At 59.6% G+C, this 13,699-nt stretch carries 12 protein-coding genes and 2 tRNA genes; 12 read left to right on the forward strand and 2 right to left on the reverse strand.

Annotation, left to right across the window (positions count from 1 at the left end):
- Positions 1 to 106 precede the first annotated feature (106 nt).
- The 12 genes from JaAD80_RS11695 (at position 107) to JaAD80_RS11750 (ending at position 10,855) form a co-directional block, all read left to right on the forward strand.
- Positions 107 to 183: transfer RNA gene (locus JaAD80_RS11695), tRNA-Val, on the forward strand.
- A gap of 88 nt (positions 184 to 271) precedes the next feature.
- A tRNA-Val gene (locus JaAD80_RS11700) sits at positions 272 to 348 on the forward strand.
- A 213-nt stretch (positions 349 to 561) separates the two neighbouring features.
- Positions 562 to 2,469, forward strand: a complete 1,908-nt coding sequence (gene thrS, locus JaAD80_RS11705) for a threonine--tRNA ligase (protein ID WP_102294334.1) — start codon at positions 562 to 564, stop codon at positions 2,467 to 2,469.
- A 12-nt stretch (positions 2,470 to 2,481) separates the two neighbouring features.
- Entirely contained in the window at positions 2,482 to 3,042 is a 561-nt protein-coding gene (infC, locus tag JaAD80_RS11710; protein ID WP_374755240.1) for a translation initiation factor IF-3, read from the forward strand.
- 227 nt (positions 3,043 to 3,269) lie between these two features.
- Positions 3,270 to 3,467, forward strand: coding sequence for a 50S ribosomal protein L35 (rpmI, locus tag JaAD80_RS11715; RefSeq protein ID WP_038493025.1), 198 nt, complete (start codon positions 3,270 to 3,272; stop codon positions 3,465 to 3,467).
- Between the two features lie 26 nt (positions 3,468 to 3,493).
- Positions 3,494 to 3,853 (forward strand): 50S ribosomal protein L20, encoded by a 360-nt coding sequence (gene rplT / locus JaAD80_RS11720; protein WP_010399214.1) that lies wholly within the window; start codon positions 3,494 to 3,496, stop codon positions 3,851 to 3,853.
- 144 nt (positions 3,854 to 3,997) lie between these two features.
- Positions 3,998 to 5,014, forward strand: a complete 1,017-nt coding sequence (pheS, locus tag JaAD80_RS11725) for a phenylalanine--tRNA ligase subunit alpha (RefSeq protein ID WP_092794222.1) — start codon at positions 3,998 to 4,000, stop codon at positions 5,012 to 5,014.
- 78 nt (positions 5,015 to 5,092) lie between these two features.
- Positions 5,093 to 7,519 carry a phenylalanine--tRNA ligase subunit beta gene (gene pheT, locus JaAD80_RS11730; RefSeq protein WP_102294327.1) on the forward strand — a complete coding sequence of 809 codons (2,427 nt, stop codon included), beginning with the start codon at positions 5,093 to 5,095 and terminating at the stop codon, positions 7,517 to 7,519.
- 170 nt (positions 7,520 to 7,689) lie between these two features.
- A complete protein-coding gene (locus JaAD80_RS11735; RefSeq protein WP_010399205.1) occupies positions 7,690 to 8,037 on the forward strand; it encodes an integration host factor subunit alpha in 348 nt (115 codons plus the stop codon).
- A gap of 10 nt (positions 8,038 to 8,047) precedes the next feature.
- Positions 8,048 to 8,452, forward strand: coding sequence for a MerR family transcriptional regulator (locus JaAD80_RS11740; RefSeq protein ID WP_102294328.1), 405 nt, complete (start codon positions 8,048 to 8,050; stop codon positions 8,450 to 8,452).
- A gap of 202 nt (positions 8,453 to 8,654) precedes the next feature.
- The gene (locus JaAD80_RS11745; RefSeq protein WP_034783185.1) at positions 8,655 to 9,287 is read left to right on the forward strand and encodes a response regulator transcription factor; all 633 of its coding nucleotides are present in this window, start codon (positions 8,655 to 8,657) and stop codon (positions 9,285 to 9,287) included.
- 152 nt (positions 9,288 to 9,439) lie between these two features.
- Complete coding sequence (locus JaAD80_RS11750; RefSeq protein ID WP_102294329.1) at positions 9,440 to 10,855, forward strand: CHASE3 domain-containing protein; 1,416 nt, start codon at positions 9,440 to 9,442, stop codon at positions 10,853 to 10,855.
- 85 nt (positions 10,856 to 10,940) lie between these two features.
- Here the strand turns inward: JaAD80_RS11750 and JaAD80_RS11755 are convergent, their stop codons facing one another.
- Positions 10,941 to 11,750 carry a Crp/Fnr family transcriptional regulator gene (locus JaAD80_RS11755; RefSeq protein ID WP_102294330.1) on the reverse strand — a complete coding sequence of 270 codons (810 nt, stop codon included), beginning with the start codon at positions 11,748 to 11,750 and terminating at the stop codon, positions 10,941 to 10,943.
- Between the two features lie 230 nt (positions 11,751 to 11,980).
- On the reverse strand, positions 11,981 to 13,699 hold a 1,719-nt coding region (locus tag JaAD80_RS11760; RefSeq protein WP_102294331.1), incomplete at its 5' end, for a methyl-accepting chemotaxis protein.

A 13,699-nucleotide genomic window follows, 5' to 3' on the forward strand; every position in this document is an offset into this window, starting at 1 on the left:
AGGGCCGTCTCCATATAAAGGCGGCTGACGCCCGGGGAATGATTAAAGTTTCCTGCAAAAGAGCCCTTGTCATTCTGGGAAAGCCTCTCTATAATGCTGGTCTTCGGGGCGGTTAGTTCAGCTGGTTAGAATACTTGGTCGACATCCAAGGGGTCGGGGATTCGAATTCCTCACCGCCCACCAGAATTTAGCTGTAAGTGGTTTTCAAGAGTTTCAAGCTGGCGCAAGCCGCAAGCGACCATGTGAAATAAAATGGTCAAACAAGTTTTACGGGCGGTTAGTTCAGCTGGTTAGAATACTTGGTCGACATCCAAGGGGTCGGGGATTCGAATTCCTCACCGCCCACCAGAATGCAGTTAGAGAGAAAGGTAAAACCGGTTATGACACCGCGAACTACTACCAAGCTTTGGGAGTGACGCTAGTCGAACGGGTTTCCTTTGTCTCAAAAAAGTGAAAAACGCGGCTAGTCCGCGTTTTTTTGCGTCTGCGTTTTCCTTTCAGTTTTTCAGTCCACACCACATTGCAGTTTTACCTGGCGCCAGCGCCGATATGGAGATCAATATGCTTACAATCCGACTTCCCGATGGTTCCGCCCGTCAATTTGACGGCCCGGTCACCGTGGCCCAGGTTGCGGCCAATATTGGTACCGGCCTGGCCAAGGCTGCCCTGGCCGGCAAGGTCGATGGCAAGCTGGTCGATACTTCCTATCTGATCGAGCAAGATGCCGAACTGGCGATTGTGACGGACAAGGATGCCGATGGCCTGGAAGTGATCCGCCACTCGACGGCCCACTTGCTGGCGTATGCCGTCAAGGAATTGTTCCCGGAAGCGCAAGTAACCATCGGTCCCGTGATCGACAACGGTTTTTACTATGACTTCGCCTACAAGCGTCCGTTCACGCCGGAAGATCTGGTGGCGATCGAAAAGAAAATGGCCGAGCTGGCCAAGAAGGACGAGCAAGTCACGCGCAAGGTGGTCGCGCGCGACGAAGCCATCGAGTACTTCAAGGGTATCGGCGAAGCCTACAAGGCGGAGCTGATCGGCTCGATTCCCGCCGACCAGGAAGTGTCGCTGTATTCCGAAGGCAAGTTCACGGACTTGTGCCGTGGCCCGCACGTACCGTCGACGGGCAAGCTGAAAGTGTTCAAGCTGATGAAGCTGGCTGGCGCCTACTGGCGCGGCGACTCGAAAAACGAGATGCTGCAGCGTATCTATGGCACGGCCTGGGCGAAGAAGGAAGACCAGGAGCTGTATCTGCACAACCTGGAAGAGGCGGAAAAGCGCGATCACCGCAAGCTGGGCAAGCAGCTCGATTTCTTCCATTTCCAGGAGGAAGCGCCGGGCCTGATCTTCTGGCATCCGAAAGGCTGGTCGATCTGGCAGCAGGTCGAGCAATACATGCGCAATGTCTACCAGGTCAACGGCTATCAGGAAGTTAAAGCGCCGCAAATCCTCGATCGCGGCCTGTGGGAAAAAACCGGTCACTGGGATAACTACCGTGAAAACATGTTCATCACGGAATCGGAAAACCGCGCCTATGCGTTGAAGCCGATGAATTGCCCTGGCCATATCCAGATTTTCAACAATGGCATGCGCAGCTACCGCGACTTGCCATTGCGCTACGGCGAATTCGGCCAGTGCCACCGCAATGAGCCGTCGGGCGCCTTGCACGGCATGATGCGCGTGCGCGGCTTTACGCAGGATGATGGCCACATCTTCTGCCTGGAAGAGCAGATCGCCGGCGAAGTGACGGCCTTCCACCAGCAGGCAATGGATGTGTACACGGCATTCGGCTTCACGAATATCGATGTGAAACTGGCCTTGCGTCCCGATAACCGCATCGGTACGGAAGAGTCGTGGGATTTCGCCGAGGAATCCCTGCGTTCGGCTCTGCGTGCCTGTGGCGTGGAATGGACGGAGTTGCCGGGCGAGGGCGCGTTCTACGGTCCGAAGATCGAGTACCACCTGAAGGATAGCCTGGGCCGTGCATGGCAAGTGGGTACCGTGCAGATCGATCCGTCGATGCCGGGCCGCCTGGGTGCGGAATACGTGGCCGTGGACAATACGCGCCAGGTGCCGATCATGCTGCACCGCGCGATCGTCGGTTCGCTGGAACGTTTCATCGGCATCCTGATCGAGCACTATGCGGGCGCCATGCCGTTGTGGTTGTCGCCGGTGCAGGTGTCGGTGTTGAATATTTCCGACGCTCAAGCCGATTATGTACAAGAAGTAACAACAAAACTGCGCAAAGCGGGGCTGCGCGTACAGGCTGATTTGCGTAACGAGAAGATTACCTATAAAATACGTGAACATTCCGTACAAAAATTGCCTTACATCTTAGTGATTGGCGACAAAGAACGGGATGCCAATACAGTGGCCGTGCGGGCGCGGGGCAATGTCGATCTGGGCGTGATGTCCGTCGATGCCCTGATAGAGCGACTCAAACATGAAGTCGACACCAAGGCCTGACGAGGAAACTCGCTGCACGACCGTTCTACAAGATTTTTAAAGGAAATTACAATAGCTACTGACAAGTCACATCGCATCAATGGCGAAATCACTGCCCCTGAAATGCGTTTAAGCGGGGTCGATAACGAGCCACTCGGTATCGTAAGTTTGGCTGAAGCCTTCCGCCTGGCGGAAGAGGCAAACGTCGACCTGGTGGAAATTGCGCCTACCGCGCAGCCACCGGTGTGCCGTTTGATGGACTACGGCAAATTTAAGTATTCGGAGCAGAAGAAAGCTCACGAAGCCAAATTGAAGCAAAAGATCATCCTCGTGAAGGAAGTCAAATTCCGTCCGGGGACTGATGATGGTGACTACAATATCAAGTTGCGTAATCTCATCAAGTTCCTCGAGGATGGCGATAAAACCAAAATCACGCTGCGTTTCCGCGGCCGTGAGATGGCGCATCAGGATATTGGCTTCCGCATGCTGGAACGTCTGAAAGCCGATCTGGAGCCGTACGGCCAGGTTGAGCAGTTCCCGAAGATGGAAGGCCGCCAAATGATCATGGTTCTTTCGCCTAAGAAGAAGAAGTAAGATACAATAGCGTTTTACTGTGGGTGGAAACTGCGCGTGCCAGCATTGGCGCGGCGTCAAACCCCAGGCAGAATTTGCGCGGCCCGGTCAGCAATGCCCGGGCCGCGTGAACTGTAGTGGACTCGCATCCGCTGCACAACATGTGAAAGCAGGCATCTAAGCGCAGCGTCGTGTTGCCACCTGCAATCCTGTTATAAATGGAGCTGTCCGTAAGAGGACAGATTGCTATGCCTAAAATGAAGACCAAAAGCTCCGCGAAAAAACGTTTTCGCGTGCGTCCAGGTGGAACAGTCAAGTCGGGTCACGCGTTCAAACGCCACATCCTGACCAAGAAAACCACCAAAAACAAACGTCAGTTGCGCGGTACCCGTAACATCAACGCATCGGATGTCACATCCGTCATGCGCATGATGCCGACTGCTTAATCTCACACTCAATTTAAGGAGTTACTATGCCTAGAGTAAAACGTGGGGTTACAGCTCGTGCCCGTCATAAGAAGATTCTTGTTCAAGCTAAAGGCTACCGTGGTCGCCGCAGCCGTGTATACCGTGTTGCCAAGCAAGCAGTTATGCGCGCTGGCCAATACGCTTACCGCGATCGCCGCAACAAGAAGCGCGTTTTCCGCCGCCTGTGGATCGCCCGTATCAACGCTGCTTCCCGTGAGCATGGCGTAACGTACAGCGTATTCATGAACGGCTTGAAAAAAGCAAATATCGAACTGGACCGTAAAGTCCTGGCCGATATGGCTGTGATGGACAAGCCAGCATTCGCTGCGATTGTCAACGCAGTTAAAGCAAAAATCGCTGCGTAAGCACGGTCATTGCACAACGTCATCCGTAGGGTGACGTCATAAAGAGCGGGGCAGGGGTGTGAACCTTATGCCCCGTTTCCGTTTTTGATTGTTGGACTTTTGATAAGCAAGTCCAGAATTGATGTCCAAAACAGGAAATGCCGCATGAACTCCCTAGAAGAACTCGTCGTCTCGGCCCAGGCTGACTTTATCGCCGCCGCAGACGCTGCCGCACTTGAAAACGCCAAAGCCCGCTACCTGGGCAAGACTGGCCAGATTACTGAAATGATGAAGGGCCTGGGCAAGCTGGACCCGGACGCGCGCAAGGCGCAGGGCGCCCTGATCAATGCCGTCAAAGTGCAGATCGAAGACGCGCTGACGGCGCGCCGTGACGCACTGGCCGATGCCCAGATGCAAGGCCGTTTGAACGCCGAAGCGATTGACGTGACCTTGCCAGGCCGTGGCCGCATGCCTGGCGGCATCCATCCCGTGATGCGCACGTGGGAGCGGGTCGAGGAAATCTTCCGTTCGATCGGTTTTGACGTGGCCGACGGCCCCGAGATCGAAAACGACTGGACCAACTTCACGGCATTGAATAGCCCGGAAAACCATCCAGCCCGTTCCATGCAAGACACGTTCTACATCGATGGCAACGATACCGATGGCAAGCCCTTGCTGCTGCGCACGCACACCAGCCCCATGCAGGTACGCTATGCGCGCACGCACACGCCGCCGATCAAGGTCATCGCGCCGGGCCGTACTTACCGCGTCGACAGCGATGCCACCCATTCGCCGATGTTCCACCAGGTCGAAGGCCTGTGGATCGCCGAAGACATCAGCTTTGCCGATCTGAAGGGCATCTACCTGAACTTCGTCAAGGCCTTCTTTGAAACGGACGACCTGCAGGTGCGCTTCCGTCCGTCGTACTTCCCGTTCACGGAACCGTCGGCAGAGATCGACATCGCCTTTGGCTCCGGTCCGTTGAAGGGCCGCTGGCTGGAAGTGTCGGGCGCCGGCCAGGTGCATCCGACCGTGGTGAAGAACTTCGGCCTGGATCCCGAGAAATTCATCGGCTTTGCTTTCGGCTCCGGCCTGGAACGCCTGACGATGCTGCGTTACGGCATCAACGACCTGCGCCTGTTCTATGAAGGCGACCTGCGTTTCCTGAAGCAGTTCAACTAAGCATTGTTCCGTTTGATTCATGGCGCTTGAGCGCCTGTGCGCTCGCGCTGTGAGCTTTGACCCTTTGAAGGCTTGATTATGCAATTTTCCGAAAACTGGCTCCGTACCATGGTCGATCCGAAGATGACTTCGGACGAACTGGCCCATCTGCTGACCATGTCCGGTCTCGAAGTCGAGGACGTCGATCCTGTCGCGCCCCCGTTCTCGAACGTGGTGGTGGGCCTGGTCCTGGAGATGGAGAAACATCCGAACGCGGACCGCCTGAACGTGTGCCAGGTCGATGTCGGCACCGGCACCATGCTCAACATCGTTTGCGGCGCGCCCAACGTGCGCCCCGGCTTGAAAGTCGTGTGCGCCATGGCTGGCGCCGTGCTGCCGCCTGGCGCCGATGGCAAGCCGTTTGAAATCAAGGTAGGCCAGCTGCGCGGCGTCGAGTCGCAAGGCATGCTGTGCTCCGCGCGCGAACTGAAATTGTCGGAAGAAAACGCCGGCCTGATGGAATTGCCGGACGACGCGCCGATCGGCCAGAATTTCCGCGACTACTTTGCCCTCAACGACTTGAAATTCACCATCAAGCTGACGCCGAACAAGGCGGACTGCCTGTCCGTGCTGGGCGTGGCGCGCGAAGTGTCGGCCTTGACGGGCGTGCCCCTGAATGCGCCGCAGTTTGGCACCGTGCCGGTGACCAGCGATGAAATTCTGCCCGTCAAAGTGAGCGCGCCCGACCTGTGCGGCCGTTTCACGGGCCGCGTCATCCGCGGCCTGAACGCCAGGGCAGCCACGCCGGACTGGATGAAGCAGCGCCTCGAGCGTAGCGGCCAGCGTCCGCTGTCGGCCCTGGTCGACATTTCCAACTATGTCATGCTGGAACTGGGCCGTCCCAGCCACGTGTTTGACCTGGCCAAGATCCATGGCAGCCTCGACGTGCGTTGGGGCAAGGCAGGCGAATCCGTCAAGCTGTTGAATGGCAACACCATTGCCGTCGACGAGTGGATCGGCGTCATTGCCGACGAGCAGGAAATCGAATCGCTGGCCGGCATCATGGGCGGCGACGCCAGCTCGGTATCGGACGATACGGACAGCATCTACCTGGAAGCGGCATTCTGGTGGCCGAACGCCATTCAAGGCCGCGCGCGCCGCTTGAATTTCTCCACCGATGCGGCGCACCGTTTTGAACGCGGCGTCGATTTCGCCACCACCGTCGAGCATATCGAGCGCATCACGGCATTGATCGTGGAAATCTGCGGCACGCCGGCGACCACCGTCGGCCCCGTCGACGACCACGTGGTGAACCTGCCGCAGCGCCAGCCTGTGTCGATGCGCACGGCGCGCGCGCAAAAAGTCATCGGCGTGCCGCTCAATGACGAGCTGATCGCCGACATCTTCACGCGCCTGGCGCTGCCGTTCACGCTGCTTGACGGCGTGTTTTCCGTGACCTCGCCCAGCTACCGTTTCGACATCGAGATCGAGGAAGACCTGATCGAGGAAGTAGCGCGCGTGTACGGCTTTGAAAACATCCCGACCTTGCCGCCCGTGGCCGCGAACGTGATGCAGATCGCGCCGGAAAATACCCGCTCGCTGTTTGCGGTGCGTCATGTACTGGCCGACCTGGGCTTCCAGGAAGTGGTTAACATGAGCTTTGTCGATACGGCATGGGAACGCGATTTCTCGGGCAACAGCAAGCCGATCAAATTGCAGAATCCGATCGCCAGCCAGATGAGCGTGATGCGCTCCTCGCTGATCGGCAGCCTGATCGCCAACGTGCGCTACAACCTGAACCGCAAGACCAACCGCGTACGCATCTTCGAAGTGGGCGCCATCTACCAGCGCGACGACAGCGTGGAAAACGGCCCCTTGTCGGTGGCCGGCTACGCGCAGCCAAAGCGCGTCGCTGCCATGGCCTACGGCGCCGTGGCGGACGAGCAGTGGGGCCAGCCATCGCGCACGGTCGACTTCTTCGACGTCAAGGCGGACCTGGAAGCGCTGTTCGCGCCGCTGGTCCTGCGTTTCACCAAGGCCGAGCATCCGGCCCTGCATCCGGGCCGTTCGGCCAACGTGGAACTCGATGGCAAGGTCATCGGTTTCATCGGCGAATTGCACCCGCGCTGGATGCAAAAATACGACTTGCCGCTGGCCCCCGTGCTGTTCGAAGTCGACGCCGCCGCCCTGACGCAGCGCGTCGTGCCCGCGTACCAGGAAATCTCGAAATTCCCTGGCGCCAGCCGCGACCTGGCTGTGGTCGTCAAGCAATCGGTGGCAGTGCAGGATCTGCTCGACAGCTTCCACGCGGCAGCCAAGGCCAGCCCGGCAGCGCGTATCGTGCAAGCCATTGTTTTATTTGATGAATATCGTGGAAAAGGTCTGGAAGCGGATGAAAAAAGCCTTGCTTTCCGGATTAGCTTGCAAGATACTCAAAACACCCTGCAAGACGATGTCGTCGATGGCCTGATGGCTGTCCTGATCGATGCCGCCAAGCAGGGCCACGACGCGAAACTGCGTTCGTAATTACCGGATTGGCCGTCGCCCAGCGCGACGGCCTTTCCGTTGTCAACCGTAGACGAGCTTGCCATTTGGCGGGCCCGGGCGCACATAAAAGGCAGGGCAGGAAAATTAATAATAGCGACGTTGATTCCGCCGTACTGCAATCCGCACTGGCCGCCGATCTGCATCGGGCCATGCTGGTTGCCAAAGTGCGCCAGGAAGCGGAAAAAGATTTACCCACCTTGACCAAGGCGGAGCTGGCCGAACTGCTGTTCGAGCAAGTGGGCCTGAACAAGCGCGAAGCGAAGGATATGGTCGAGACGTTCTTTGACGAAATCCGCAATGCGCTCGAGCGGGGCGAAGCCGTCAAGTTGTCGGGCTTCGGCAATTTCCAGTTGCGCGACAAGCCGCAACGACCGGGCCGCAACCCGAAAACAGGCGAAGAAATTCCCATCACGGCACGCCGTGTCGTGACCTTTCATGCCAGCCAGAAGCTGAAGAGCATGGTCGAAGAGACCAGTCCGCTGGCCCGTGCTGCCTGAGTGAGTGGCGATGAACGAGCGCATCAGTAAAACCGAATTGATCGCCTTGCCGCCCATTCCGGCCAAGCGCTACTTCACGATCGGCGAGGTGAGCGAGCTGTGCGGCGTCAAGCCCCATGTGCTGCGCTACTGGGAGCAGGAATTTTCCCAGCTCAAGCCCGTGAAGCGGCGCGGCAACCGTCGCTATTACCAGCACCATGAAGTGCTGCTGATACGGCGCATCCGCGAACTGCTGTATGAGCAGGGTTTTACCATCAGCGGTGCGCGCAACAAGCTCGACAGCCGTGGCGCGGCGCATGCCGTGATCGACGAGTTGCCGCTGCTGCCAGCCATGCCCACGCTGCCGCAGGAAGCGCCGCTGGACCGCGCATGGATACGTAATGAATTAATAGCGATTTTAAACTTGCTAAAATAAGATTTGCACCAATATAGGTCGGGTTGTCCCGATATGGACAGACTATACTGACATGGCTGCCGCTCTGGCGCACTACGCGTGCCGTGCGCGCGCCATATTTTGAATATAATGTTAATGTTGCGTTTTTGTTAGTAACGCTGAACCGGAGCAGCGTTCAGGTTCCGGTAGTCTTTCCCAGGCCAGGAAAATTTAAGGGGAAACAATGATACGCGTTGCCATTTGTGATGATCACCAAATAGTACGAGCTGGATTCAAACAGATTTTTTCGTCGTCAAGCGATTTCAGTGTGGTGGCGGAAGCCGGTACGGGGCGCGAGGCGCTCGATATCGCCCGCCGCGAAATATGTGACGTGCTGCTGCTCGACATCGCCATGCCCGATCAAAGCGGCATCGATACCTTGCGCACCATCCGCCAGGGCCAGCCGGAATTGCCCGTGCTGATCCTCAGCGGCTATCCGGCGCAGCAGTACGCGCTGAACCTGTTCAAGATGGGCGCGAACGGCTATCTGAACAAGGAATGCGAGGCGGACGAGCTGATGACGGCCGTGCGCACCGTGTTCCAGGGCCGCCGCTATGTCAGCTCCACCGTGGGCGAACTGCTGGCGCAGTCGTTCGACCGCGACACGAATGCCGCGCTGCATACGGAATTGTCGGACCGCGAGTTCCAGGTCTTCCTGCGCCTGGCGCGCGGCGCCACCGTGTCCGACATCGGCGTGGCCTTGTCGCTGAGCATCAAGACCGTGAGTACCTACCGTACGCGCATCATGGAAAAAATGGGCTTGCAATCCAACAGCGACTTGACCTATTACGCAATGAAAAACAATTTGCTTGACTAGCGCTGCGGTGCGATCATGGAACCATGATCGCTCAGCTAAGCTGGCCAGGCACGACTTGATGTTGTGCAGTGCAGCAGTTTGTGGCGAGGACTATAATTGGCCGGCGCTGGCCCTCTCTGCCGCGCCGAACCTTGCTAAGGATGCACATCAGGATGTATTTCACCGCTGACCCGGCCCCGAATCACCGCCTGCCCCTGTACAAGACGATCCTGTGCGTGACGTGCGCCTTGCTGCTTGTACTCAATGGCTTCAGCCTCTTCCATAATCTGCAGTCGCTGAAGGGCACCAATGCCTTGCTCAGCCAGAGTGCCCGCGTGGCCGACCGCCTGCAGTATCTGAACGTGCTAGTGCTCGATGCGGAAAGCAGCTTGCGCGGCTACTTCATTTCCGGCTCCGAAACCTATATGGGGCCGTCGAAGACGGCGTCCGCCGAAATCGAACACGAATTCAACGAGCTGCAGACCTTGCTGGCAGGCAGCCCCACGCAGCTGAAGAACCTGGCCCAGCTGAAAACCTTGATCCGCCGTAAGATGTCGATGTTGCAACAATCGATCGACGTCTACAGGCAGGGCGGGCTGGCCGAGATCGTCAATATCTCGCGCGTGACGGATGACCGCGCCACCATGGACGAGATTCGCCTGCAGGTGGTGATCATGACGCGCGAACAGAATGAAGCGCTGAGCACCGGCAGCGCCGCCTTTTACCATGAGTACCAGAAGGCCGTGCTGCTCGGCATCGGCATCAATGCGCTGGCCATCCTCGTGCTGATCATGTTCTACCAGCTGGTACGGCGCAGCTTCCAGAACCGCGCGGCCGTCGAGTATGCCTTGCAAAATGCCAATGACACCCTGGAATCGACGGTGACCCGGCGTACCGAGCAATTGTCCGTGCTGTCGCGGCATTTGATCAGCGTCAATGAAGTGGAGAAGGCGCGCCTGGCGCGCGAGCTGCATGACGAGCTGGGCGCCAATCTGACGTCGATCAGCATGGACCTGGGCGCCGTCACGCAGCAACTGGCGCACACACAGCCGGAACTGGCCGCGCAATTGCGGCGCGCCAAGGCGACCTTGCTGGAAACGGTGGAACTGAAGCGCCGCATCGTCGAGGACTTGCGCCCCAGCCTGCTGGACAACCTGGGACTGTGCGCCGCCATCGAGAGCTATTGCGAGGATTTTACGCGCATGAGTTCGGTGCGCTGCGATACGGACGTGGCCATCAATATCGACAACCGCGAAGCGACGCTGACGATTGCCCTGTTCCGTATCGTGCAGGAATCGCTGACGAATATTTTGAAATATGCGCGCGCCGGCATGGTCAGCGTGACCTTGAAGCGCAATGAGCACGGCCTGGTGCTGCGCGTCATCGACGACGGTATCGGTATCACGGAAGATGCGCTGCAAAAACCCATGTCGCATGGCTTGCTGGGCATGCGCGAGCGGGCCCTGCTGTTGGGTGGGACGCTAACTGTGCGCTCGGGGCCGGACGGCAAGGGCACGTGCGTGGAAGCCATCATTCCCTTGCCGCTGACGCCGGAGCCGGAAGACATCGATGCGGATGCCGAAGCGTAATTTTTCTTGAGATAAAAAAATGGCCGGGCATGCAGCCCGGCCATTTTTTTGCCTGCCGCCCGCTTGCCGGCAGCAGTGCATGCGCTTAGCAGCGCGACACGTCGCGCAGCAAACGGTCATATTCCGTCTTTGCCACTTTATAGCATTCGCCCGCATAGCATTCCAGGCCGGCCCGGTCCAGCACCGTGATATTGCCACGGCGATAGTGGATCAAGCCTTCGTCCTGCAGCTTGCCGGCGGCGGCCGTGATGCTTTCGCGGCGCACGCCCAGCATGATGGAAATCAGCTCCTGCGTCACTTTCAATTCATTCGATGGCGACCGGTCCAGGCGGTCGAGCAGCCAGCGGCACAGTTTTTGTTCGATCGAGCTGTGGCGGCCACCGACGGCGTTCTGCGCCATTTGCGCGAACAGGGCGTTGGTGTAGCGCATCAGCAACTGGGGCAGGGCGCCGCCCTGGTTAAAGGCGTCGCGCAGGCTTTGCGTTTTCAAGCGGTAGCCGTAGCCGGCGCTTTGCACGACGGCCGTGCACATGGCGCGTTCGCCTGCCAGCAGCGAGGCGCCAGCCACGCCTTCATGGCCGACAACAGCGATTTCCGTGGTGGCGCCGTCTTCCATGACATACAGCAGGGAAATGATGGCGGTGGTGGGGAAGTAGCTGTATTCCAGGTTGTTACCGTAGGCATACAATTCTTTGCCAAACGGCAACTCCACCAGTTCCAGGTCTTCGAACAGCGATTCGAGCGCGGCGCGCGGCAGTGCGCCCAGCAGCTCGTTCTGTTGTGCACTGCTGAGGCTAACCCGCGACGCAAGCTTGATCTCCCGGCCCGCCGCCGGCATGGCGCGTGGCAGCAACTGGTTCTTCTGGACCGGGGTGCTAAGTTGAGTATGGTTCATATTATTCCTCACAGGCTTTTTTTTACATCGGAGTGCGACTGCCGCGTTGCTGGTCAAATAAATCATGCCGCCCACATCTGGTAACAGCGTTTTTGTCGACCGCGCGGTGCAGATCGCGATGTAGTTACTTTAAAAGCTTATGTTAGTGGCGAACATAAGATTAGCAGTCGCCACTTTGTAGTCTATTTTGAGGCGAAATTGTAGTCCTTGTCCTACGCGCACACTTTTGACTAACTAGCCTTGCGCCGTATCGCGCGATTTTGTGATATGACGCGCGGTTTATTCGCGCTCCACAAGCCTGCCGGACGCACGCTGGGCAAGCCGTCGCGCATGGCTGGCGCCGCCGCCTGGCGCGTGCCGGCCTCGTCGTTTTCGCCCAGGCGGAAGCGGCTGACGGCCTGCGTCAGCGCCTCGCCTTCCTGATGCAGGCGCTGCGAACCGGCGCGCGCCTCGTCGACCAGGCCCGCGTTCTGGCGCGTCATGTCGTCAATGCGCGCCAGCGCCACGTTGATTTGCGCGATCTCGCCGTTCTGCTCGGCGCCCGCGCTGCTGATACGCCCGATCACCACGGCCACCTGCTGCACCGCGTCGACCACTTGCCGCATGGTGCTGCCGGCCGCGTTGACCAGCTCGCCTCCCGCGTCCACCGTGGCCACCGAATCGCCGATCAGGCGCTTGATCTGCTGTGCCGCCTCGCTGGAGCGCTGCGCCAGGCTGCGCACCTCGGCGGCCACGACGGCGAAGCCGCGCCCCTGTTCGCCCGCGCGCGCCGCTTCCACGGCCGCATTCAGGGCCAGGATATTCGTCTGGAAGGCAATGCCGTTGATGACGCCGATGATGTCGACGATCTTGTGCGAGCTGGCCTTGATCGAGGCCATGGTCTCGACCACGGCGCTGACGGTTGCGCCGCCGCGCAAGGCTACCTCGGCCGCCGACGCCACCAGGCTACGGCCCTGTCCTACGTCGGCCTCGTTGCGGCCCACGGTGGCCGTCAGCTCGCGCATCGAGTCCACCGTCGCCCCCAGCGCTTCCGACTGCGTGGCCGTGTGGCCGGACAGGGCCAGGTTGCCCTGCGCGATATCGGCGCCGGCGGCGGCGATGACGGCCGCGCCGCCACGGATTTCCTGCACCAGCCGGGCCAGACCATGCGTCATGGCGCCAAAGTCGCGTACCAGGTCGCCGATTTCGTCATGCGCCTGCGAGCTGATGCGCTGCGACAGGTCGCCCGCCGCCGCCGCGCCGACGGCCACGCGCAGTTGCGTGACGTCGCGCGCGAAGGCGGCATAGAAGCCGGCGCACAGGTAGGCGGCGGCCAGCAGCACCAGCAGCATGGCGGCCAGGATCAGCGCGCGGCGCGCCTGGTCGCGGGCGATGCGCTCAAGCAGCAAGCCGTCCAGGGCGCTGGCCGATGCGCCGGACAGCGCCTGCAGGGCGTCGATCGCCTGCATGCCGGCCGCGTGGAATTGCGCGCCCGAGGTCTGGTCGTAGGAATTCGTCACTTCGTTTTTCGTGCGTTCCAGGAAGGCCAGCGCGGCTGGCACGGCCTTCAGGGCGGGCTGCAGGCTCGCTTGCAAGGCCGGCTTGGCGGCGAGGATTTCGTCGAAGCGGGCCGGCAGGCGTTCCAGTTCGTGGCGGGCGATCAGGGCGTTGGCGTTGACGAGCTGGTCCTCGTTGGCCTCGAACAGGCCCGTGTCGATGTAGGCGGCGCCGCGCCCGGCGATGTCGGCCAGGCCTTCGGCCAGGTCGGGCAGGGTGGCCGTCAATACGGCGCTCAGGTGGTTGGCGCCCGCGTCCGGGTCCAGGCTCAGGTGCGAACGGTCGGCCACCAGCTGGCCCAGTCTGGCCGCCTGGCGCAGCAGCGCCGTGTGCGCCGCATAGCTGTCGCGCGCCGCGATGCCGCCCTGGCGTCCCAGCAGGGCTTGCCACTGCTTGTTCAGCTCAGCGGCCTG

The sequence above is a fragment of the Janthinobacterium sp. AD80 genome (assembly GCF_002878455.1).
Classification (GTDB): domain Bacteria; phylum Pseudomonadota; class Gammaproteobacteria; order Burkholderiales; family Burkholderiaceae_D; genus Janthinobacterium.